The following is a 22,197-nucleotide window of genomic DNA, read 5'->3' on the forward strand; positions in this document are numbered from 1 at the left end:
AACCTGTTTTTTTTCTCCCACAAACATTTTACTTATAAAAAATATCGAATATTCCATAATCATGTAGTATGATAAAAATATGAATGAATCATCACTCATAGGGGGAGAAAAAGATGAATGGAAAAGTCATTATTGTAACCGGCGGGTCGAGCGGAATGGGGAAATATATGGCGAAGCGGTTTGTTTCTGAGGGGGCAAACGTCGTCATTACGGGAAGGCGGGCCGAGGCGCTTGAAGAGGCCAAGCGGGAAATCGCCGCGCCGGATGGAGGGAAAGTGCTTACGATCCCGATGGATGTGCGCAACCCAGAACAAGTGGCGCACATGGTGGAGCGGACTGATGCGGAATTCGGCCGCATCGATGCCCTCATCAACAATGCGGCCGGCAATTTTATCTGCCCGGCGGAAAAGTTGTCCATCAATGGCTGGAACAGCGTCATCAATATTGTGTTGAACGGCACGTTTTACTGCAGTCGGGAAGTTGGAAACTACTGGATTCAACGCGGTTTGAAAGGCAACATCATCAACATTATCGCGACGTACGCTTGGCATGCCGGCGCCGGGGTCATTCATTCCGCCTGCGCCAAAGCCGGAGTGTTGGCGATGACGCGCACGCTCGCGGTCGAGTGGGGGAAGAAATACGGATTCCGCGTCAATGCCATCGCTCCGGGGCCGATCGAGCGCACAGGAGGGGCGGAACGCCTTTGGGAGTCGGAAGAAGCGGAGCGGATGACGTTGGAAAGCGTGCCGCTTGGACGGCTCGGAACGCCGGAAGAGATCGCGGCGGTCGCTTCGTTTTTGCTTTCGGATGAAGCCGCTTACATCAACGGTGCCTGCATCACCGTCGACGGCGGTCAATGGCTGAATCGGCGTCCGTTTTAGCAACATTTGCTGCGAAGAACCTTGCGGCAAGACCTGCGCCTCTGCGGTAAAAAGGAGCCGTTTGGGAAAAATCGCTCTTGTTTGGTTGCAAACGGTCCTTGGGTGCGAGCGGATTCCTTGTATGGCAAGGAATCCGCTTTTTTGCGCGGGGGATTGGGACAGTTATGCTATAATAGAGGCAGAGAGGGTTGACAAAATGAGGTGAGCGCGATGGATGCATTAGACGTTATGGCCAACTTGCCGCAGGTGATCCCCCACTATCAGCCGATCTTCAGCGCTGACGAGCATGGAGTTATTGGCTATGAAGTACTCGGTCGGTTTCAAACGGAAACAGGGCCGGTCAGTCTTGGGCCGTTTTTTCACGATGAAACCATTCCAGAAGAATTTCGCATCGAAGTGGATGATGTGATCACAAAAAAGGCGCTCGACTATTTTCTGTCGCTTGATGATCAAACGCTGCTCATTTTTTTAAACCGCGACGCCAACTTGCTGATGCTTGACCGCGGCGAATCGTTTTTGCAGCTGCTTCTCACCTATGAAGCGAAAGGGTTGGCGCTTAGCCGCATTATTTTGGAAATCAATGAGCAGCATTTCAAAGGAGACGTCGATCAGCTCAGCCATTTATTGACGTATCTTCGTACATACGGCGTTAAGGTGGCGGTCGACAACATCGCTGAACATAGCATTCATCTTGAGCGGATTGGCGTCTTGTCGCCTGACATTTTAAAAATCGATTTGCGCGAATTGCGGAAAACATCTGTCCACCAAGCATACCAAGAAATCGTTCACTCGATTTCGTTGTTGGCGCGCAAAATTGGCGCGACGTTGTTGTATGAGGACATCGAAACGTCGTTTCAACTTCAGTATGCTTGGCGGCATGGCGGCCGCTATTATCAAGGGTATTATTTGGCCAAGCCGGCTCCTGAGGTCGTGCCGCGCGATTTGCTGAAAGACTTGCTCCGCCAAGAGTGCCATCGCTTCATCCAGCAGGAGAAGAAAAAGCTTGAAACGCTGTATCAAATTGCTGAGCAGTTTCAGCAGCGGATCAGCGCGTTGCTTGGCAAATACAAAAAAGCCGCCGATTTTAACGCGCTCATTTCCCTGTTGGCCGGCGAGCTCGACGATGTTTGCTTCCGCATTTATGTTTGTGATGAGGACGGCTTCCAGCAATCGGGCAATATGTTCAAGCGCGGCGCCCGATGGGAGCTTCAGCCGCAATATTATATGAAAAACTGGAGCTGGCGCCCGTATTTTTTGGAAAACATTATTCGGATGCGCTCGCGTCGAAGAGGGATTTTGTCCGATTTATACACGGATATTGAAACAGGGGAAACGATCCGGACGTATTCGTATCCGATCGATGAGCGCCATTATTTGTTTATCGACTTGTCGTACAGCTACTTGTTCGAACATGACGCCCATTATTGACTGCATAAAATCGCCTCATTGCGGAAAAGTAAGCATGAGGTGAAACATATGGCACAGCTGATTTTCGTATTATCGATCCTCTCTGTATTGATTGCGGTCATCGGATTCGTTTATACGGTCCGCCTCGGCCGCCAGCAGCGATGGCAAGGAGAGCTTGACGGACCGATCCCGAAAGCGGTTGAGGAGCATGCCTATTTGCGCAACCCAATATTGCTTGCGTATGTGCTCGCCGTCTTGCTCGCTGTGTTTGCCATCGGTTATTTGGCGCTTCGATATTATTGAGCAGAAGGTGTCCCAACAGAGGGGGCACCTTTTTTGATGGCTGCCATGCACAAAATATTACGCATCTGTCTGCTTTAAGGAAAGAAAACCGTTTTTTGATCGTCTCGAAATGACGGTTTTTTCCACGACTTTTTTCCTTTGCCAGCGAATATATATGGAAGCGGAAGAGGCAAAGGGGGAATGAGGATGGCCAAGCGGTTGCTGCCGAGGCTGTCAGACGAGGAGGCGGCGTTATTGCTTGACGTTTTGTTCAGCCAGCAATATGCACTTGAACTCATCCGCTCCGAGCTGGCGGATATCGAAAACGGAGACAAGGCGGTCGATGAACACCGGCACCGGCAGCTGTTGCGTTTATACGACCGCCTGTTGACAGAGGAAGGATAAAAGTCATTGTGCGCTATCGCTATCGCAGGAAGCGATAGTCTTTTTTATGGTATGATAACAGTGTGGAGAGGAGAAGATGCAGAAGAAAGGCGGAACATCGGCATGACATGGGAACACAATGATTTCATGCAAATGACTGTGAAGTCCTTTCTGATTCCGGCGGATAAAGTGGCGCATGTGCAGCCGGGAAATTATTTGGACCATGCGCTGCTCGTCTTGACGAAAACCGGCTATTCGGCGATTCCGGTATTGGACACATCTTATAAACTTCACGGGCTGATCAGCATGACGATGATGATGGATGCGATTTTAGGATTGGAGCGCATCGAATTTGAACGGCTCGAGACGATGAAGGTGGAAGAAGTGATGAACCGAAACATTCCGCGCCTGCGGCTTAACGACAGCCTGACGAAGGCCATCGGGCTGATTGTCAACCATCCGTTTGTCTGTGTGGAAAATGACGATGGCTATTTTGCAGGCATTTTCACTCGCCGGGAAATACTGAAACAACTGAATAAACGGCTGCAGAGGTCTAATGGCGGCCGGAAGCCAGGCCGAAAAGAAGCTGAACAATGAGCAGAAAAGTAATCGTGTGCAATATCAAGCGCAGCTGATGTTGTTTCAGTTTTTGTGCGACCCGGACCGATGCTTGGGCGCCGATCAACGATCCCATCGCCAAGAACGGAGCGATGCGCCAGTTCACATGGCCGCTGTATAGATAAGACGCCAGTGCGCCAAAACAGCTAATGAATGTTTGGAATCTTGTCAGCGCCATGGCCGATAAATAATCCATGCCGGCGCGCAAGTAGGCATACATGAGCATGGTGGCTTGGCCGGGGCCAAACATGCCATCATAGACGCTAATGCCATACAAAACCGGATAGAAGGTTTTTGGGAGAGCAGGGGCCGTTGCCGATGATTTGGGCTTTTTTTTGAAAAATTGCAAGCCTAGGGCAAACAACAGCAACATGATCGCGATAATGGTCATCGTTCGTTCAGACAACAGCGAGGCGATGGCCCCACCTGTGGCTCCCCCGCCGAGGCTGATCGGGATGATCGGAAGCAGTTGTTTCCCGTGAATGGTTTGCCGGCGAAACAAGACGAAGAAGCTGGAAAACGAGCTGATGGTATTGGAAAACTTGGCGGAGGAAATGGCTTGATGGATGGGAACACCGAGCATAAGCAGAACGGGCATGCCAATGAGGCCGCCGCCGCCAGCTAATGTACCAACGAATGAGGCAGCAAACCCAACGAGGACAAACAGCATCCAGTCCATGTAGAGATCTCCTTTCGACAAGCGTTCTACAACTATTTTATTTATGTTATAATAATAAGGAAATATTAAAAAAATGGACGAAAATGATAAGAAAAGCTTATCAAAAGGATGGTCGTTTTGAATACTTCAGAGTATGAAGTCCTCGCCGTTTTGGCGGAAGAATTAAATATGAGAAAAGCGGCAGCTCGGCTGTATGTGACGCAGTCGGCGTTGTCTCAACGGCTGCAGGCGATCGAAGCGAGCTGGAATGCGAAAATATTTATCCGGTCTCAGCGAGGGTTGCTGTTAACACCAGAGGGGGAAAAAATTGTCCAACTGGCGAAAGAGATCGTGCAGAAAACGAATCGAGTAAAAGAAGAGATCAAACAACGGGTCGGACAAATCAGCGGGACGTTAACGATAGCGGTCGCTTCCATTGTTGCCCAGCATTGGCTGCCCCCCGTTTTAAAAACATTCATCAAGTTATATCCGGATGTCAACGTTTCGTTGACGACAGGATGGACAAGTGAAGTCCTAAGCCACATGTATGAAAATCGGTTTCAGCTTGGGATTGTTCGCGGAGAGCCCAATTGGAGCGGGATCGCGACGCGGTTATTTACCGATCAGCTCTATTTAGTAGACCAGGAAATTCACTCTTTGGAGCAGTTGCGCCATACCGAACGCCCGTTTATTCAATTTAAAAGCGATTCCACCTATTCGCTGCATATTCAACAATGGTGGCATGAGCAATTTCAAGCCTTGCCCGCGCGCACGGTGATGGTCGACCAAATTGAAACATGCAAACAGCTTGCTTATCATGGCGTTGGTTATGCGATTTTACCGGAAATCGCTTTAGATGGCCGGGAACAACATCTTGTTCATATGATACCGTTAAAAAATAAGCATGGTGAGCCAATGACGAGGGATACGTGGCTGATCAGCTCGGAAGCGGCATGGCAGCTTCCGCAAGTACAAGCCTTCGAGAAGGTGCTGCAACATTTTGTCCCATGAATTTATGCTTGTCACGATGATCTCTGTTTTGCTAAAGTAAAAAAGAATACAGCTGCAAAGGAGGATGTCACCCATGAAGATGATGGACGCCAATGAAATCATTTCGTTTATTCAAAACAGCAAAAAATCAACGCCTGTGAAAGTATACATAAAAGGGGATCTTGATGGCATCGATTTCGGCCCAAGCGCGAAAACGTTTATGACCGGCAACGTCGGCATCGTGTTTGGCGAGTGGCAAGACATTCAAGCCGCCATCGAGGCGAATCAAGACAAAATCGAGGACTATGTTGTCGAGAACGACCGCCGCAACTCGGCCATTCCGCTCTTGGATTTGAAAGGCATCAAGGCGCGCATCGAGCCGGGCGCGATCATCCGTGATCATGTCGAAATCGGCGACAACGCCGTCATTATGATGGGAGCGGTGATCAACATCGGCGCCGTCGTCGGCGAAGGAACGATGATCGACATGAACGCCGTGCTCGGCGGCCGGGCGACGGTCGGGAAAAACTGCCATATCGGCGCCGGTGCCGTGCTGGCCGGCGTGATCGAGCCGCCATCGGCCAAGCCGGTTGTCATTGAAGATGATGTGCTTGTCGGGGCGAACGCCGTCATTTTAGAAGGCGTCACCGTCGGCAAAGGGGCGGTCGTCGCTGCGGGCGCGGTCGTCGTCGAAGACGTGCCGCCGTATACGGTGGTCGCCGGCGTGCCGGCGCGCGTCATTAAGCAAATCGACGAGCAAACGCGGGCGAAAACGGAGATTAAACAGGAGCTTCGCCAATTATAATCACACGAAAGGCTGTCCCTTTACGAGGACAGCTTTTTTGCCCATGGAGGAGAGAAGATGGAAGCGATCAGCCCATTTGTCGCCATTCGCCGCGACTTGCATCAAATCCCGGAGCTTGGGTTTCAAGAGTTTAAGACGCAGCACTATTTGCTTCGCTATATCCAATCGTTGCCGCAAGAGCGGCTTCAAGTCCGGACGTGGAAAACCGGGATTTTTGTCAAAGTCAACGGAACATCACCGCGCAAAACGATCGGCTACCGCGCCGATATGGATGGGCTGCCGATTCGCGAGGAGACGGGCTTGCCGTATCGGTCGAAGCATGAAGGCTGCATGCATGCGTGCGGCCACGATGTCCATATGAGCATCGCCCTTGGCGTGCTCACCCATTTTGCTCATCATCCGCTGCAAGATGACTTGCTGTTTATTTTCCAGCCGGCTGAGGAAGGGCCGGGCGGGGCAAAGCCGATGGTCGAAAGCGACATCATGCAGGAATGGAAGCCGGATATGATCGTCGCCCTGCATATTGCCCCGGAATATCCGGTCGGCACGATCGCAACGAAAGAAGGGCTGCTGTTTGCCAATACGTCGGAGCTGTTTATCGACTTGGAGGGAAAAGGCGGCCACGCGGCGTTTCCGCATTTGGCGAATGACATGGTCGTCGCCGCTTGCGCGTTGGTGACGCAGCTGCAGTCGATTGTCGCCCGCAACGTCGACCCGCTTGACAGCGCGGTCATTACGATCGGAAAAATTACCGGCGGGACGGTGCAAAACGTCATCGCCGAGCGCGCTCGGCTCGAGGGGACGATTCGGACGCTGTCGGCTGCGGCGATGCAGAAGGTGAAGCGGCGGATTGAAGCGATGGTGCATGGCATTGAAGTCGCGTACGAATGTGAAGCCACCATTGATTACGGGGCGATGTACCATCAAGTGTACAACGATCCGGAGCTGACAGCGGAATTTATGAAGTTTGCTGAGGCGCACGGCGGCGTGAATGTCATCGGTTGCAAAGAGGCGATGACCGGTGAAGATTTCGGCTACATGTTGGCGGACATTCCGGGTTTTATGTTTTGGCTTGGCGTTGATTCGCCATACGGGCTGCACCATGCAAAACTGGCTCCGAACGAGGAAGCGATCGACCGCGCCATTGCTTTTTTGATCGACTATTTTTCCTGGAAGGGGAATTCGGAAGTATAGTTCCACCTCTGACAAGGCACATTATATGTGTGAGGAGGTGGAGTGGGATGGCGAAAATTGGTGTTGAGCCATCGCTGACTGATGTGCAAGAGGCGTTGAGAGAAAGAGGGCATGACGTTGTACCGCTCCGTGGGGAGCAAGACGCAAGAGGTTGCGACTGCTGCGTCATTACCGGCCTGGACGCCAATATCGCCGGCATTCACAACATCGTAACGTCCGGTCCGGTCATTGAAGCGAGTGGGCTCACCGCGGACGAGATTTGCCAAAAAGTCGAAGAAAAACTTCGCTAATGATCGAACGTTCGGGCTGTGCGCTGGCAGCCCGTTTTTGGCGAAATGGTGAAATCGCATAGCGTAAAGGAATGGCGGAAAGGGAACGAAGACTGTTTTCGTTCCTTTTTCTTTTTTGCTAAAATAAGGGGAAGGACCATGCTTGATCAACGATGGAGGAGTGGCAATGAAAAAGAAACAGTTTGCTGTCATCGGCCTCGGGCGTTTTGGCGGCAGCATCTGCCGGACGCTGAGCGAACAAGGGATGGAAGTATTGGCTATCGATATTGATGAAGACCGGGTAAACGAATTTGCCTCGATCGCTTCGCACGCCGTCGTCGGCGACACGACCGATGAAAACGTGTTGAAAAGCTTAGGCATCCGCAACTTCGATCATGTCATTGTCGCGATCGGCGACAACATCCAGGCGAGCATTTTGACGACGCTGATTTTAAAAGAGCTCGGCGTCCACCATATTACGGTCAAGGCGACGAACGATTACCATGAGAAAGTGCTGAAAAAAATCGGTGCTGATCAAATCGTGCATCCAGAGCGGGACATGGGCGAGCGGATCGCCCACAATTTGATTTCCAATAACGTCTTAGATTATCTGGAGCTGTCGGACAAATACAGCATTGTCGAAATCGTGGCAAGCGAGCGGTTGGACGGCCATTCGCTTTTGGAGCTTGACATCCGCGCCCGCTACGGCATCAACATCGTCGCCATTAAGCGCGGGGCAAGTGTCATCGTTTCGCCGCTCGCCTCGGAAATCATCCGCAAAGGCGACGTGTTGGTCGTCATCGGCGCTGACAGCGACATTGACCGATTCGAGGAAGAAGTCGTTGGTTGACAGTTGGCAGGAGGCTTGTGCATGATGATGACGGAAAAAGGGCATCCTTTTGCAAGGACGCCCTTTTTCTTTAGATTTCCATGATGATCGGCAAAATCATTGGCCGCCGTTTTGTCCGCTCGTACAAGAACGGAGCGAGCGTTTCCGTAATTTCGTTTTTGATTTCCGCCCATTGGTTCGTTTTTCGTTCCAGCACTTTTTCGAGATGTTTCGTGATCAACACCTGCGCTTCGCTGATCAAATCACCTGACTCGCGCATATAGACGAAGCCGCGAGAGATAATATCCGGGCCGGCGGCGATTTTGAACTCTTTCATGTTGATGCTGACGACGACAATCACGAGCCCTTCTTCGGATAAAATGCGGCGGTCGCGCAGGACGATGTTGCCGATGTCGCCGACGCCGCTGCCGTCGATGTAGACGGAGCCGGACGGGATCTTGCCGACGATGCGCGCTTCTTTGTCGCTGATGCCAAGCACTTCGCCGTTGTCCATGATAAAGCAGTTTTCCTCCGGCACGCCGCAGTCAATGGCGAGCTTGGCATGCATTTTTTGCATCCGGTATTCGCCGTGGATCGGCATGAAATATTTCGGCTTCATCAGCCGGATCATCAATTTTTGTTCTTCCTGCCCGCCGTGGCCGGACGTATGGATGTCGTTGAGCGGGCCATGAATCACCTCTGCGCCGGCTCGGTACAGCATGTTGATCGTCCGGTTGACGCTCACCGTGTTGCCCGGGATCGGCGATGAGGAAAAGACGACCGTGTCGCCCGGGATGATTTGAATTTGCCGGTGCGTGCCGTTGGCAATGCGCGACAAGGCGGCCATCGGCTCCCCTTGGCTGCCGGTGCATAAAATCGTCACCCGGTTGGCCGGCAGGCGGTTGATTTCGTTCGCGTCGACGAACGTGCCTTTCGGGCATTTGATATAGCCGAGGTCTTGTCCGATTTCAATCGCCGCTTCCATGCTGCGGCCGAAGACAGCGATTTTTCGGTTGTTGGCGACGGCTGCTTCTGTCACCTGTTGAAGACGGTGGATGTTTGATGCAAATGTGGCGAAAATGATGCGCCCTTCCACCTTGCGGAAAATGTCGTGAATACTTTCGCCGACGCGCCGCTCCGACATCGTAAAATGTGGAATCTCGCTGTTCGTGCTGTCCGACATGAGGCAAAGAACGCCTTCTTTCCCAATTTCGGCCATTTTTGTCAAATTGGCCGGCTCGCCGACCGGCGTAAAGTCGAATTTAAAATCCCCGGTATGGACGATTTGACCAACCGGCGTTTTGACGACAATGCCGTAGCTGTCCGGAATGCTGTGTGTCGTCCGGAAAAAGGTAACGGCCGTTTTTTGGAAGCGAATGACATCGTCTTCGCGAATTTCAATGAGCTTTGCTTGGCGCAACAAGCCATGTTCCTCAAGTTTGTTGCGAATCAGTCCAAGCGCCAATTTGCCGCCGTAAATCGGGATGTTCAGCTGCCGGAGCAAATACGGAATGCCACCGATATGGTCTTCGTGCCCGTGGGTGATGAACAGTCCTTTCACTTTGTCCGCGTGCTTCACTAAATAGGAGTAGTCTGGAATGACATAGTCGATCCCGAGCAACTCATCTTCCGGAAACTTAATGCCTGCGTCAATGACAATGATTTCGTCTTGGAATTGTACGCCGTATGTATTTTTTCCGATTTCACCCAGTCCGCCGAGGGCAAAAATGCCAACTTGCTGGTCAGCTAACAGCTTCATGATGAAATCTCCAATACTTGAAAGTTCGGGCTTTTCTTTTCGTATTCTAGATGCGCTCCCTCTAACGGCTGAATATACTCAATATTGATCGGACGATCTTCGAGTTTTCGGCGTACATCCCGCTCTGATTCTGCTTCGATGTAGAGTGTTTTCGTTTTTTCTCTCACAGGCACCTCGTCTGCGTTTTCTTGGTAAAACACTTTGAAAATCATCGTGAAATCTCTCCTTATCGTACAATAGTTGCTCTATCTATTATATAAGAATGTAACTTTCTTTTCATGTGTTTTGTTGCCAAAAGCAAAAACAGGCGTAAGATGTGCCGACGATATGCATCATCTTTGACGAATGTGGCCCGCTTTATTCGCTAAAGTGGGAAAGAAGCCCTTCGAATGGAAGGGCTGTTGTTGTAACGGTCAGGCGATCAATTTTTTCCGGAGCAGGTCTTTCCACTGTTGAAGCAGCTTTTTTTTCAGCTTTTTCAACATGTTTCATCACTCCTTACCTTTTATTGTACTCATTTTGCGGCGAAAGTAAATGTTCTATTATATATGATATGTAGGCCGAGGCTTGTTTTTCATGGGTAAAAATGGAACAGATCGTGCCTCTTGGTTGACATTCCGGGCGTTTTTCAGTACGGTAAACAATGAACAACTTTTCAACAAGGGGAAAGTGAACGTGGGCAGAAAAATCGTCTTTTTCGACATCGACGGCACGCTGCTTGATGAGCAAAAGCAACTGCCGCTGTCAACGATCGAAGCGGTTCGCCGCCTGAAGCAGTCGGGCGTTTATGTCGCCATCGCCACCGGACGCGCTCCGTTTATGTTTGAGCACGTGCGCAAACAGCTTGGCATTGATTCGTTCGTCAGCTTCAACGGTCAGTACGTCGTTTTTGAAGGGAATGTGCTATACAAACAGCCGCTTTCGCGTGAGAAAGTGAGAGCGCTGACCGAGGATGCCCATCGCCACGGACATCCTCTCGTATTTATGAACGCCGATGAAATGCGGGCCAGCGTCGATGACCATCCGCACATCCACGTCAGCATGGCGAGCCTAAAATTCGCCCACCCGCCTATCGACCCTCTTTATTATGAGAACAAGGACATTTACCAAGCGCTTCTGTTTTGCCGCGCTGAGGAAGAAGAACGGTATGTGCGCAACTATCCCGAATTTCGCTTCGTCCGTTGGCACGACGTCTCGACCGATGTGTTGCCGGCAGGGGGCTCGAAGGCGGAAGGCATCCGCATAATGATCGAAAAGCTCGGGATCGATGCGAAGGATGTGTACGCGTTCGGCGACGGATTGAATGACATTGAAATGCTCTCGTTCGTCGGAACCGGGGTGGCGATGGGCAACGCCCATGAGGAAGTGAAAAGGGTCGCCGACTTCGTTACGAAGCCGGTCGATAAGGAAGGCATTTGGTACGGATTGAAACAGCTGCAGCTCATCCGATGAAAAGCGGCCTTGGCCTTTTCGGCTGGGCCGCTCGCCCATTTACAGGGGGGCTTTTTAGCGCCCGATCGGAATCGCCCCGTCCGGCACTTGAAACGGGTCATCGGGGTTGATGCGGTCATAGAACATGATGCCGTTTAAGTGATCGATTTCATGTTGGAAGACGATGGCCGGCAACCCTTTCAAGCGCAGTGTGACTTCTTCGCCGTCGATCGTCGTCCCGGTGACAGTGATGCGGGCATAGCGCGGCACATACCCCGGCACGTCGCGGTCGACTGACAGACATCCTTCCCCGGTCGTCAAGTAACATTGTTGCACCGAATGGCTGACGATTTTTGGGTTGAACAAGGCGTAGCTGTACAGCGTTCCATTTTCATCGGTGACATGGACGGCGATCATCCGCTTCGAGACGTTGATTTGCGGGGCGGCAAGACCGATGCCGGGCCGAAGGCCGTATTTGGCGGCCAGCTCTGGATCTTGGCTCATCTTGACGTAGTCAAGAAGGCTTTGCAAAATGCGTTTATCCTCTTCCGAAGGGGGAAGGGGAACGGGTTCGGCGATTTTCCGCAATGTCGGATGCCCCTCTTTGATGATGTCTTTCATCGTGATCATTCGCTTCGCTCACTCCCTACGTTTGGCATCACTGTCTATCGTTTAGTCTAACAAAATGAGCATCGATCGTAAATAAAAACGCAGCTGCACAAATATATTATTCGGGTATAAGGAAAGTAACTCAGATCAATGAAAGAAAACGCTTCCATTTTCTTGTCAAGTCACTGTTTGTTTTATATTTTGTGAAAATATAATACAGGATTCATACAGATGGTGAGGGATGTAATATAACAGTTTGCCGACGAAATATTATGAATTCCAATTTTGTACAAAAGATAAGGCGAAAAACATGAGAAATCAAAGTCGTTGACGGTTGACCCAAGAACGTGTAAACTAAAATTTGCAAATGCGTATTGTACTAATTTGGTTTTGAAAAATAGTGAAACAGATGTTGGCGCCTTTGTTGCTTGCGTTGGCGCCGAATGGCGGCCGTTTTTTATTTCTCTTTCACTTTGGGTACATTAATAGTATATGGGCGAATGTATCCTAATTTCCAAAATTTTCAATGAAAGGCAGAGGTGAATAACATGGGTGTGAAAACCTCCCAGTTTCGATTTGCGGAGCAGCTCGAGAAAGTAGCCGAGCAGTTCCCGACGTTTCAAATTTTGAATGAAGAAGGCGAAATCGTCAACAAAGCGGCGATGCCGGAGTTAAGCGATGAGCAGCTGAAAGAGCTGATGCGCCGCATGGTGTATACGCGCGTCCTCGACCAACGTTCCATTTCGTTGAACCGCCAGGGCCGACTCGGGTTTTACGCGCCGACCGCTGGGCAGGAAGCGAGCCAAATCGCCAGCCAGTTTGCGCTTGAGAAAGAAGACTTCATTTTGCCGGGATATCGCGATGTGCCACAAATCATTTGGCACGGGCTTCCGCTTTATCAAGCGTTTTTGTTCTCGCGCGGCCACTTTCATGGCAACCAAATTCCTGAAGGCGTCAACGTCTTGCCGCCGCAAATTATTATCGGGGCTCAATACATTCAAGCAGCCGGCGTGGCGCTCGGCTTGAAAATGCGGGGCAAAAAAGCGGTAGCCATTACATACACGGGCGACGGCGGGACATCGCAAGGCGACTTTTACGAGGGCATCAACTTCGCGGGGGCGTTTAAAGCGCCGGCCATCTTTGTCGTGCAAAACAACCGCTTTGCCATTTCGACGCCGGTTGAAAAGCAGACGGTCGCCAAAACATTGGCGCAAAAAGCGGTCGCTGCCGGCATTCCGGGCATTCAAGTCGACGGCATGGATCCGCTTGCGGTCTACGCCGCGGTGAAAGCAGCCCGCGAACGCGCGATTAACGGCGAAGGGCCGACGCTCATTGAAACGCTTTGCTTCCGCTATGGTCCGCACACGATGTCCGGCGACGATCCGACGCGCTATCGTTCGAAGGAACTCGAAAACGAATGGGCGAAAAAAGACCCGCTTGTCCGTTTCCGGAAGTTTTTAGAAGCGAAAGGCCTATGGAGCGAAGAGGAAGAAAACCGCGTCATCGAGCAGGCGAAAGAGGACATCAAGGAAGCAATCAAAAAAGCGGACGAAACGCCGAAACAAAAAGTGACCGACTTAATCAGCATTATGTTCGAAGAGCTGCCGGCGAACTTAAAAGAGCAGTATGAAATTTATAAAGAGAAGGAGTCGAAGTAAGCCATGGCGCAAATGACAATGGTTCAAGCGATCACCGATGCGCTGCGCATCGAGATGAGAAACGATCCGAACGTGCTGGTGTTTGGCGAAGACGTTGGGGTCAACGGCGGCGTATTCCGGGTGACCGAAGGGCTGCAAGCTGAGTTTGGTGAAGAGCGCGTGTTTGATACGCCGCTTGCTGAATCAGGGATCGGCGGTTTGGCGATCGGCTTGGCTTTGCAAGGGTTCCGCCCGGTGCCGGAAATTCAGTTTTTCGGGTTCGTCTATGAGGCGATGGATGCGATTTGTGGACAAATGGCCCGCATCCGCTACCGCACTGGCGGCCGCTATCATGTGCCGATTACGATTCGTTCGCCATTTGGCGGCGGCGTTCATACGCCGGAATTGCACTCAGACAGCTTAGAGGGGCTCGTCGCCCAACAGCCGGGATTGAAGGTTGTCATTCCGTCGACGCCGTATGATGCGAAAGGACTGCTCATCTCGGCGATTCGTGACAACGATCCGGTGATTTTCCTTGAGCATTTGAAGCTGTACCGCTCGTTCCGCCAAGAGGTGCCGGAAGGAGAGTACACGATTCCAATCGGCAAAGCGGACATTAAGCGTGAAGGAAAAGACATTACGATCATCGCGTACGGGGCCATGGTGCATGAATCGTTAAAAGCGGCGGCAGAATTAGAGAAGGAAGGCATTTCTGCCGAAGTCGTCGACTTGCGCACCGTGCAGCCGCTCGATATTGAGACGATCATTGGTTCGGTTGAAAAAACGGGTCGTGCCATCGTCGTTCAAGAAGCACAACGGCAAGCCGGCATCGCTGCCAACGTCGTTGCTGAAATCAATGAGCGCGCGATTTTAAGCCTTGAGGCGCCGGTATTGCGCGTCACCGCGCCGGATACCGTCTATCCGTTCGCACAGGCCGAATCGGTATGGCTGCCGAACTTTAAAGACGTGATCGAGACGGCGAAAAAAGTGATCAACTTCTAATATGGACAAGTTCGGGGGAGCAAAGCGCCTTCCCCCGCTCATTTTCGGCAAACGATAGGAGGTCGACCTACAGTGGCATTTGAATTTAAGCTGCCGGATATTGGCGAAGGCATTCATGAAGGCGAGATCGTCAAATGGTTCGTCAAGCCGGGCGATGAAGTGAACGAAGACGACGTGTTGTGCGAAGTGCAAAACGACAAGGCGGTCGTCGAGATCCCATCTCCTGTCAAAGGGAAAGTGCTTGAGATTCTCGTCCCGGAAGGAACGGTGGCGACGGTCGGGCAAACGCTCATTACGCTCGATGCGCCGGGCTATGAAAACATGACGTTTAAAGGACAAGAACACGAGGAAGTGAAAAAAGAGGAAAAAGCGGAAACGGTGTCGAAAAAGGAAACGGTTGAGACCGCTGCTCCGAGCGCACCGGCGGCCGAAGCGGAAGCCGACCCGAACCGCCGCGTCATCGCGATGCCGTCTGTGCGCAAATATGCGCGTGAAAAAGGCGTCGATATCCGTCTCGTTCAAGGGACAGGGAAAAACGGCCGCATTTTGAAAGAAGATATTGATGCCTTCCTCGCCGGCGGCGCAAAAGCTGCAGCTCCTTCGGCAGCGCAAGCGCCGGAAGAGAAAGCAGCGCCGCAAGCGCCAACGGCGAAACCGGTTGTGCCGGAAGGCGAATTCCCGGAAACGCGCGAGAAAATGAGCGGCATCCGTCGGGCGATCGCCAAGGCCATGGTGCATTCGAAACATACGGCCCCGCACGTGACGCTCATGGACGAAGCCGATGTGACAAAGCTGGTTGCTCACCGGAAAAAATTCAAGGCCATTGCCGCAGAAAAAGGGATCAAGCTGACGTTCTTGCCGTATGTCGTCAAAGCGCTTGTTTCCGCGCTGCGTGAATATCCGGTGCTGAACACATCGATCGATGATGCGACCGAAGAAATTATTCACAAGCATTACTACAATATCGGCATCGCCGCTGATACGGATCGTGGGTTGCTCGTGCCGGTCATTAAACATGCCGACCGGAAGCCGATTTTCGCGTTGGCGAAGGAAATCAACGAACTCGCTGAAAAAGCGCGGGAAGGCAAACTGACGCCAAGCGAAATGAAAGGGGCGTCGTGCACGATCACGAACATCGGCTCAGCCGGTGGGCAATGGTTTACGCCGGTTATCAACCATCCGGAAGTGGCGATTCTTGGCATCGGCCGCATTGCCGAAAAACCGATCGTCCGCGACGGGGAAATTGTCGCCGCACCGGTGCTGGCGCTCTCGTTGAGCTTCGACCACCGGATGATCGACGGAGCGACGGCGCAAAAAGCGCTCAACCATATCAAACAGCTGTTAAGCGATCCAGAATTATTATTAATGGAGGCGTAAAACGATGGTAGTTGGCGATTTTGCAATTGAAACCGAAACGCTCGTCGTCGGCGCCGGCCCTGGCGGTTATGTCGCCGCCATCCGCGCCGCACAGCTCGGCCAAAAAGTGACGATTGTGGAAAAAGGAAATTTGGGCGGCGTCTGCTTAAACGTCGGCTGCATCCCGTCCAAGGCGCTCATCTCGGCAAGCCATCGCTACGAGCAAGCGAAACATTCCGAAGAGATGGGCATCAAGGCGGAAAACGTCACGGTTGATTTCTCGAAAGTGCAAGAATGGAAAGCGAGCATTGTGAAAAAGTTGACGAGCGGCGTTGAAGGGCTGCTCAAAGGCAATAAAGTCGACATCGTCAAAGGGGAAGCGTATTTCGTCGACACCAACACGGTGCGCGTCGTCAACGGCGACAGCGCGCAGACGTATACGTTTAAACACGCGATTCTGGCCACAGGTTCACGCCCGATCGAGCTGCCGAACTTCAAGTTTTCTGGCCGTATTCTCGATTCGACGGGCGCGCTCAGCCTTGGGGAAATTCCGAAATCGCTTGTTGTCATCGGCGGCGGCTACATCGGCATTGAGCTTGGCACGGCCTACGCCAACTTTGGGGCGAAAGTGACGATTCTTGAAGGAGCCAGCGAGATTTTATCTGGTTTTGAAAAGCAAATGGTGTCGGTCATTAAACGCCGCTTGAAAAACAAAGGGGTCGAAGTTGTGACAAATGCGCTCGCAAAAGGAGCCGAAGAGCGCGCAGATGGCGTGACGGTCACGTATGAGGCGAACGGTGAAACGAAAACGATTGATGCCGACTATGTGTTGGTGACGGTCGGCCGCCGACCGAATACAGATGAGCTTGGTCTTGAACAAATCGGCATCAAAATGACGAACCGCGGCTTGATTGAAGTGGACGAGCAATGTCGGACGAGCGTGCCGAACATTTTCGCCATCGGCGACATCGTCCCCGGTCCGGCGCTTGCCCATAAAGCGTCGTATGAAGGAAAAGTGGCGGCGGAAGCGATCGCCGGCCATCCATCGGTCGTGGATTACGTCGCGATTCCGGCGGTTGTGTTCTCTGATCCAGAATGCGCCTCGGTCGGCTACTTTGAACAGCAGGCGAAAGAGGAAGGCATCGACGTGATCACGGCGAAATTCCCGTTTGCCGCCAACGGACGCGCTTTGTCGCTCAACGATACGGACGGCTTCCTGAAGCTTGTCGTCCGCAAAGAAGACGGCGTCGTGATCGGAGCGCAAATCATCGGCCCGAACGCTTCGGATATGATCGCCGAACTTGGGCTGGCCATCGAAGCCGGCATGACGGCGGAAGATATCGCACTGACGATCCATGCTCATCCGACGCTTGGCGAAATTGCCATGGAAGCAGCGGAAGTGGCGCTTGGCACACCGATTCATATCATTGCGAAATAAACTCAAAGGTGTCCCGAATCGATCGGGACACCTTTTTTTGGAAAATCAATGGACAAGAAGCGCCATTCGGAAAGGGAAGAGGAGCGGTTGACAGGCTCGACATCGCCGACTTCTGCCCGTCCGCCGCCGCGCTTGTTCCATCGCCTTTTGTTGAAAGGAAACAGCCGTCTCATTTCTTGTCCAATTTTCCATACTATTTTCCGCCTTTGTTTCATATCGTTATGGTAAAGAAAAGCGGGAGATGGAATGGACATGAAAGCGTACGTAGCGTTTTTGTTGCAGATGATGATTTGGAGCAGTTTCTCGTTAATTGAGTGGCTGTCAGGAAGAGACCGGCCGTTTTTCCGCGGGCTGATGTTGTGTGTCTTTATGTACATCGCCTTTTTGCTGGCGCGCCAGCTCGGCTTGGCGACGCGCAAGGCGGCGCTGACAACGATGGGGACGGCGGCGGTGTACTTTGCCGGCCAGCATGTTATTTGGCAGGTCGTCCAGTGAACGACTCCCACTTAGCTTTGCTTGAAGTGGGAGCTTCTCAGCCACGGCTGGAACCGTGGGAAATGTCAAGCGCCGCCAAACGCCATCGTCCGCCCGCTGAACAAGTGCAATTCCCCGCCGAGCGTTTTCGCCAGCCATTTGCTGAATTCATTGGCCTTCCCTTTATCCCCATGCGTCGCTGCCGGCGGCAGCATGACATCAATAAATGTCTCTTCCCCAGCCGTCCGCACGGAAATCGCCATCCCTTTGTACAAACGGCCGTCACCTTGCAAATAAAGAACGGATTCGTGTTCGCGGATCGTATACGGGAAGGCGGCTTGTTCATACGGCCAGCCGAGCTGTTCCCCCGTTTTTTTGAGCGCTGTCCGGTAGCGGTCGAGCAGCTGTTTGACGTCTTCGATCGCCATGGCTTTCCCCGCCGGCAGCTTTAGATAAGCGTTCATCGTTCCTTTTCCCCTCCCATCGGTCACCTTGCGTCTTTGCCTTCATTGTATCATAGATTGGCGGACAATGGATGGAAAAAAGAGCGATTGCAAAAAAGTCTTTATTAGACCAAATGTGACATACAAATTGGGATTGACAATCGAAATGTGATATATTATTATAAAAACAACAATGAAATTTATCATCATAAAGGGGTTTTGGGGATGGGCACGATCGTATGTCAAACGTGTGAGGCGACGATTGCATATTTTGAAGATGAAAAAGTGACAACGCTTTATGGAAAATGCGATTGCTGCGAGCATGACAATGAGGGCGGGGAAAAAGAATAAAACGGTCAAACCGATGGGGGAAAGGAACGGATAGAGGCGCGCATGCGGCTTGTCGGCATGCGCGCCGTTTATTTTGGCAAAAAAGCACAAGCCAGGCGAACCGGCTTGTGCGGTCAGCGGATCGGTTTGTATTCTTTAATGACGCGCAACGTCTGCAATGTGTCGTCTTCCGGCCCTTGAACAGGGAGGCCGGCAGCCAAGTTCGTCTCAATATACTTCAAGTTTTCTTCCGTAATGATTTCGCCTGGAATAAAAATCGGAATGCCGGGCGGATACACCATGACAAATTCGGCGATGATCCGGCCGGCCGATTTGTGAAACGGCACGACTTCCGTTTCAGCATAAAACGCATCGCGCGGCGTCAAGGCGAGCGCCGGGATGTCCGGAAGGAGCACTTTCGGTTTGACTCCTTTTTCCGCCTGATGGCTGAACTGCTCCGATAAGCGGCGGAGCGCTTCGACAAGGAGGCTTGCCTCTCGTTCGGTGTCGCCTGGGGTGAAGATGCACAAAATGTTGTATAAATCGGAAAGCTCGACTTCGATGTTGTGCGTCTCACGCAGCCAACGTTCGACGTCATGGCCGGTCAGCCCAAGCTCTTTCACGGAAATAATGAGCTTGGTCGGATCATAATCATATGTCGCTTCTGTGCCCAAAATTTCTTCGCCGACGCAATACAAATACGGAATCTCATTGATTTGCTGACGCGTCCAGTTGGCGAGGCGAATGGCTTTGTCGATGAGCTCGCGCCCTTTCGTCGCCAACTGTTTGCGGGCGACATCAAGCGAAGCAAGCAGCAAGTACGACGTCGAGGTCGTTGTCAGCATACTTAAAATCGCTTGCACGTGTTTCGCGGAGACGAGCCCTTCCCGCACGTTCAAAATCGAGCTTTGCGTCAGCGAACCGCCGAGCTTATGGACGCTTGTCGCCGCCATATCGGCGCCCGCCTGCATCGCAGAGAGCGGCAAATCTTCATGGAAATGAATATGCACGCCGTGCGCTTCGTCGACAAGCACCGGGACATTGTACGAATGGGCGATATCGACGATTTTTTTCAAATCGCCGGCAATGCCAAAGTACGTCGGGTTGATGACAAGCACCCCTTTCGCGTCGGGATGCTGGCGGAGCGCTTTTTCCACCGCTTGCGGCGTAATGCCGTGAGAAATGCCAAGCTCTTTGTCGATTTCCGGATGAATGAAAATCGGCGTCGCCCCGGAAAAGACAATGGCTGACATGACTGATTTATGGACGTTGCGCGGCACGATGATTTTATCGCCCGGCCCGGCGACCGACATGACCATCGTCATGATGGCGCCGCTTGTTCCTTGCACCGAGAAAAACGTATAATCGGCGCCGAATGCCTCGGCGGCAAGTTCCTGAGCCCGCTTGATCATCCCTTTTGGATGGTGCAAGTCATCGAGCGGGCTGATGTTGATCAAATCAATCGCCAAGGCGTTGTCCCCGATGAAAGCGCGAAACTCCGGATCCATGCCGGCTCCCTTTTTATGGCCAGGAATGTGAAATTGAACCGGATTTTTTTTCATATGCTCCAACAAACCAGTAAACAATGGTGTTTCGAGTTGCGACAATGGTTTTTCACACCTCTTTTAACTCGGAGAATAAAACAAAATGCATTATAGCATGGATTTTTTCGTTTGCAAAGAAGAAATGAATGGACGCGCTGAAAAAGGAAAACAGGGGTTCAAAAGAGAAATAAAAGAAAGACAAAACAAAAAGGGGGGCGTGATCTAATGAAATGGAAAACGAGGGTGACAGAGCTACTCGGCATTACATATCCGATTATTCAAGGGGGGCTCGCCTACTTGGCGTACGCTGACCTGGCGGCAGCGGTGTCAAACGCCGGAGGGCTCGGCCAAATTACGGCGATGTCGCTCGATGGACCGGAGCAGCTGCGCGAGGAAATCCGCAAGGTGAAGGAAAAAACCGATCGACCGTTCGGCGTCAATTTCGCCATCGGCCAGCACGGCCGCCCGTTCTCCCATATGCTTGAGGCGGCGCTTGACGAAGGCGTGCCGGTCGTTTCGGTCACCGGCGGCAATCCGGCGCCGTTTTTTGAGCAACTGAAAGGGGTAAACGTGAAAAAACTGGTGCTTGTCGCTGCTGTCCGCCAGGCCGTGAAAGCGGAAGAACTCGGTGCTGACGCCGTGATGGTCGTCGGGCAGGAAGGGGGCGGGCATCTCGGCAAATACGATATTGGCACGTTTGTCCTCATTCCGAAAGTCGTTGACTCCGTATCGATCCCGGTCATCGCCTCGGGTGGCATCGCCGACGGGCGCGGATTGATGGCAGCGCTGGCGCTTGGGGCGGAAGGCATTGAGATGGGAACACGGTTTATCGCCACGAAAGAATGCGTTCATGCCCATCCCGCGTATAAAGAAATGATTCTTAAGGCGACCGAAAACGATACGATGATCATCAAACGGTCGCTCGGGGCGCCGGGGCGGGTGTTGGCCAACGCTTGGGCGGAAAAAATATTGGAAATCGAGCGCCAAGGCGGCACGTATGAGGATTTAAAAGAATATATTAGCGGAGAAGCGAACCGGCGCTTCATTTACGAAGGGAAGGTGGACGAGGGATTCGCTTGGGCCGGGCAGGCGATCGGACTCATTCACGACGTTCCATCCGTCGCTGAGTTGTTTGCCCGCATGATTGAAGAGGCGGAACAAATTCGGCGCCGTTGGGCAAACTAACGGTGGAGGTGGAACAATGGGTTATTCCTATCCATTTTCCTACGACTGGTCAATACAAGAAATCATTGATGTCATCAAATTTTTCACAGCGATCGAAACGGTCTATGAGCGGGGGATGAGGCGCGAGGAGCTGATGGCTGTCTACCGTCGTTTCAAAGAGATCGTCCCATCGAAAAGCGAGGAAAACCGACTGTATGCCGAATTTGAAAAAGAAAGCGGCTACTCGTCCTATGCGGTCATGAAGCAGGCGAAAGAGGCAAAAAACGGTGATTGGATTCGAATCGAGCCACAAGGGAAGCGCGGTAGGTAAACGCACAAATTAGTTGCATACACCCCTTTTTCCACATAATATAATATAAAACAACATGAAGCAGTACATTCGTGACGGGCGCCGGAAGTTTAGCGGATGATAGGGAAAGGGGTGCGGACGAATATGAAAAAAACCGCCAATTCGCTGAAGCGGCCGGATGGAGACAAACGCATGGCGGTGTTGCGGCTCGAACTCGATTACGAATTAGCGACGCTGTACGAGGCCATGATGGAAAACGACGAAGAAAAGAAAAAAGAGTGCAAGCGGCGGCTTGAAAAGCTCCGCCAAGAACTGATGCGCCTTCAAGTATGATCCTGATTTAAGGCGAACCATCTTTCCGGTTCGTTTTTTTCTTGAGCCGC

At 52.0% G+C, this 22,197-nt stretch carries 28 protein-coding genes; 21 read left to right on the forward strand and 7 right to left on the reverse strand.

Annotated elements, in window-relative coordinates:
- Positions 1-113 precede the first annotated feature (113 nt).
- From fadH to cbpB, 5 genes are all read left to right on the forward strand, one after another.
- Entirely contained in the window at positions 114-881 is a 768-nt protein-coding gene (gene fadH, locus ETC05_RS00710; protein WP_031404742.1) for a 2,4-dienoyl-CoA reductase, read from the forward strand.
- A 210-nt stretch (positions 882-1,091) separates the two neighbouring features.
- On the forward strand, positions 1,092-2,309 hold the full coding sequence (locus tag ETC05_RS00715; protein ID WP_171660172.1) for an EAL domain-containing protein: 1,218 nt from the start codon (positions 1,092-1,094) through the stop codon (positions 2,307-2,309).
- Positions 2,310-2,357: 48 nt separating this feature from the next.
- Entirely contained in the window at positions 2,358-2,591 is a 234-nt protein-coding gene (locus ETC05_RS00720; protein WP_031404737.1) for a hypothetical protein, read from the forward strand.
- 186 nt (positions 2,592-2,777) lie between these two features.
- Complete coding sequence (abbA, locus tag ETC05_RS00725) at positions 2,778-2,975, forward strand: antirepressor AbbA (RefSeq protein ID WP_031404734.1); 198 nt, start codon at positions 2,778-2,780, stop codon at positions 2,973-2,975.
- 102 nt (positions 2,976-3,077) lie between these two features.
- The gene (cbpB, locus tag ETC05_RS00730) at positions 3,078-3,551 is read left to right on the forward strand and encodes a cyclic-di-AMP-binding protein CbpB (RefSeq protein ID WP_031404733.1); all 474 of its coding nucleotides are present in this window, start codon (positions 3,078-3,080) and stop codon (positions 3,549-3,551) included.
- Here cbpB and ETC05_RS00735 read toward each other — a convergent pair.
- Positions 3,508-4,251 (reverse strand): sulfite exporter TauE/SafE family protein, encoded by a 744-nt coding sequence (locus ETC05_RS00735; protein ID WP_171660173.1) that lies wholly within the window; start codon positions 4,249-4,251, stop codon positions 3,508-3,510. The genes cbpB and ETC05_RS00735 overlap by 44 nt on opposite strands.
- Before the next feature lie 117 nt (positions 4,252-4,368).
- Here ETC05_RS00735 and ETC05_RS00740 point away from each other — a divergent pair, with 117 nt between their 5' ends.
- From ETC05_RS00740 to ETC05_RS00760, 5 genes are all read left to right on the forward strand, one after another.
- Positions 4,369-5,241, forward strand: coding sequence for a transcriptional regulator CcpC (locus ETC05_RS00740; protein ID WP_256371089.1), 873 nt, complete (start codon positions 4,369-4,371; stop codon positions 5,239-5,241).
- A gap of 73 nt (positions 5,242-5,314) precedes the next feature.
- Positions 5,315-6,025, forward strand: a complete 711-nt coding sequence (gene dapD, locus ETC05_RS00745; protein ID WP_031404727.1) for a 2,3,4,5-tetrahydropyridine-2,6-dicarboxylate N-acetyltransferase — start codon at positions 5,315-5,317, stop codon at positions 6,023-6,025.
- A 57-nt stretch (positions 6,026-6,082) separates the two neighbouring features.
- Positions 6,083-7,219: an N-acetyldiaminopimelate deacetylase gene (locus ETC05_RS00750; RefSeq protein WP_171660175.1), complete on the forward strand. Its 1,137-nt coding sequence runs from the start codon at positions 6,083-6,085 to the stop codon at positions 7,217-7,219.
- Between the two features lie 47 nt (positions 7,220-7,266).
- Positions 7,267-7,509: a YkuS family protein gene (locus ETC05_RS00755; RefSeq protein WP_031404724.1), complete on the forward strand. Its 243-nt coding sequence runs from the start codon at positions 7,267-7,269 to the stop codon at positions 7,507-7,509.
- Between the two features lie 166 nt (positions 7,510-7,675).
- The gene (locus tag ETC05_RS00760) at positions 7,676-8,338 is read left to right on the forward strand and encodes a potassium channel family protein (RefSeq protein WP_031404722.1); all 663 of its coding nucleotides are present in this window, start codon (positions 7,676-7,678) and stop codon (positions 8,336-8,338) included.
- Positions 8,339-8,408: 70 nt separating this feature from the next.
- Here ETC05_RS00760 and rnjA read toward each other — a convergent pair whose 3' ends face one another.
- The 3 genes from rnjA to ETC05_RS18020 form a co-directional block, all read right to left on the reverse strand.
- Positions 8,409-10,076, reverse strand: a complete 1,668-nt coding sequence (rnjA, locus tag ETC05_RS00765) for a ribonuclease J1 (protein ID WP_031410588.1) — start codon at positions 10,074-10,076, stop codon at positions 8,409-8,411.
- Positions 10,073-10,288 carry a DNA-dependent RNA polymerase subunit epsilon gene (locus tag ETC05_RS00770; RefSeq protein ID WP_031410587.1) on the reverse strand — a complete coding sequence of 72 codons (216 nt, stop codon included), beginning with the start codon at positions 10,286-10,288 and terminating at the stop codon, positions 10,073-10,075. Before ETC05_RS00770 ends, rnjA begins: the two co-directional genes overlap by 4 nt.
- Before the next feature lie 145 nt (positions 10,289-10,433).
- Complete coding sequence (locus ETC05_RS18020) at positions 10,434-10,568, reverse strand: hypothetical protein (protein ID WP_256371090.1); 135 nt, start codon at positions 10,566-10,568, stop codon at positions 10,434-10,436.
- A 177-nt stretch (positions 10,569-10,745) separates the two neighbouring features.
- Here ETC05_RS18020 and ETC05_RS00775 point away from each other — a divergent pair, with 177 nt between their 5' ends.
- Complete coding sequence (locus ETC05_RS00775) at positions 10,746-11,528, forward strand: Cof-type HAD-IIB family hydrolase (RefSeq protein ID WP_084177492.1); 783 nt, start codon at positions 10,746-10,748, stop codon at positions 11,526-11,528.
- A 54-nt stretch (positions 11,529-11,582) separates the two neighbouring features.
- Here the strand turns inward: ETC05_RS00775 and def are convergent, their stop codons facing one another.
- Positions 11,583-12,137, reverse strand: a complete 555-nt coding sequence (gene def, locus ETC05_RS00780) for a peptide deformylase (protein ID WP_011230557.1) — start codon at positions 12,135-12,137, stop codon at positions 11,583-11,585.
- 527 nt (positions 12,138-12,664) lie between these two features.
- Here def and pdhA point away from each other — a divergent pair.
- The 5 genes from pdhA to ETC05_RS00805 all read left to right on the forward strand — a co-directional run bounded on the left by pdhA (position 12,665) and on the right by ETC05_RS00805 (position 18,044).
- Positions 12,665-13,774, forward strand: a complete 1,110-nt coding sequence (gene pdhA, locus ETC05_RS00785) for a pyruvate dehydrogenase (acetyl-transferring) E1 component subunit alpha (RefSeq protein WP_031410585.1) — start codon at positions 12,665-12,667, stop codon at positions 13,772-13,774.
- Between the two features lie 3 nt (positions 13,775-13,777).
- A complete protein-coding gene (gene pdhB / locus ETC05_RS00790) occupies positions 13,778-14,755 on the forward strand; it encodes a pyruvate dehydrogenase complex E1 component subunit beta (protein WP_171660176.1) in 978 nt (325 codons plus the stop codon).
- Between the two features lie 72 nt (positions 14,756-14,827).
- The gene (locus ETC05_RS00795; RefSeq protein WP_031410583.1) at positions 14,828-16,132 is read left to right on the forward strand and encodes a dihydrolipoamide acetyltransferase family protein; all 1,305 of its coding nucleotides are present in this window, start codon (positions 14,828-14,830) and stop codon (positions 16,130-16,132) included.
- Between the two features lie 4 nt (positions 16,133-16,136).
- Positions 16,137-17,549 carry a dihydrolipoyl dehydrogenase gene (lpdA, locus tag ETC05_RS00800; protein WP_171660177.1) on the forward strand — a complete coding sequence of 471 codons (1,413 nt, stop codon included), beginning with the start codon at positions 16,137-16,139 and terminating at the stop codon, positions 17,547-17,549.
- A gap of 252 nt (positions 17,550-17,801) precedes the next feature.
- Positions 17,802-18,044 (forward strand): hypothetical protein, encoded by a 243-nt coding sequence (locus ETC05_RS00805; protein ID WP_031410581.1) that lies wholly within the window; start codon positions 17,802-17,804, stop codon positions 18,042-18,044.
- Between the two features lie 65 nt (positions 18,045-18,109).
- On the opposite strand, the gene ETC05_RS00810 is transcribed toward ETC05_RS00805, so the two are convergent.
- Positions 18,110-18,487, reverse strand: coding sequence for a DUF1885 family protein (locus tag ETC05_RS00810; protein WP_031410580.1), 378 nt, complete (start codon positions 18,485-18,487; stop codon positions 18,110-18,112).
- Between the two features lie 204 nt (positions 18,488-18,691).
- On the opposite strand from ETC05_RS00810, the gene ETC05_RS00815 reads away from it, so the two are divergent.
- A complete protein-coding gene (locus ETC05_RS00815; RefSeq protein WP_031410579.1) occupies positions 18,692-18,817 on the forward strand; it encodes a GapA-binding peptide SR1P in 126 nt (41 codons plus the stop codon).
- 113 nt (positions 18,818-18,930) lie between these two features.
- Here ETC05_RS00815 and ETC05_RS00820 read toward each other — a convergent pair whose 3' ends face one another.
- Positions 18,931-20,403, reverse strand: a complete 1,473-nt coding sequence (locus tag ETC05_RS00820; protein WP_031410578.1) for an aminotransferase class I/II-fold pyridoxal phosphate-dependent enzyme — start codon at positions 20,401-20,403, stop codon at positions 18,931-18,933.
- Positions 20,404-20,443: 40 nt separating this feature from the next.
- Between ETC05_RS00820 and ETC05_RS18025 the strand changes: the two genes are divergently transcribed.
- From ETC05_RS18025 to ETC05_RS00835, 4 genes are all read left to right on the forward strand, one after another.
- On the forward strand, positions 20,444-20,566 hold the full coding sequence (locus ETC05_RS18025) for a hypothetical protein (protein WP_256371091.1): 123 nt from the start codon (positions 20,444-20,446) through the stop codon (positions 20,564-20,566).
- Positions 20,566-21,525, forward strand: coding sequence for an NAD(P)H-dependent flavin oxidoreductase (locus ETC05_RS00825; protein WP_031410577.1), 960 nt, complete (start codon positions 20,566-20,568; stop codon positions 21,523-21,525). The genes ETC05_RS18025 and ETC05_RS00825 overlap by 1 nt, the downstream gene beginning before the upstream one ends.
- Positions 21,526-21,541: 16 nt before the next feature.
- Positions 21,542-21,835, forward strand: a complete 294-nt coding sequence (locus ETC05_RS00830; protein ID WP_031410576.1) for a UPF0223 family protein — start codon at positions 21,542-21,544, stop codon at positions 21,833-21,835.
- A 96-nt stretch (positions 21,836-21,931) separates the two neighbouring features.
- Positions 21,932-22,147: a hypothetical protein gene (locus ETC05_RS00835; RefSeq protein WP_013523313.1), complete on the forward strand. Its 216-nt coding sequence runs from the start codon at positions 21,932-21,934 to the stop codon at positions 22,145-22,147.
- The last annotated feature ends 50 nt before the right edge of the window (positions 22,148-22,197 follow it).

The sequence above is a fragment of the Geobacillus sp. BMUD genome, assembly GCF_013096845.1.
GTDB classification, from domain to species: Bacteria; Bacillota; Bacilli; order Bacillales; family Anoxybacillaceae; genus Geobacillus; species Geobacillus vulcani.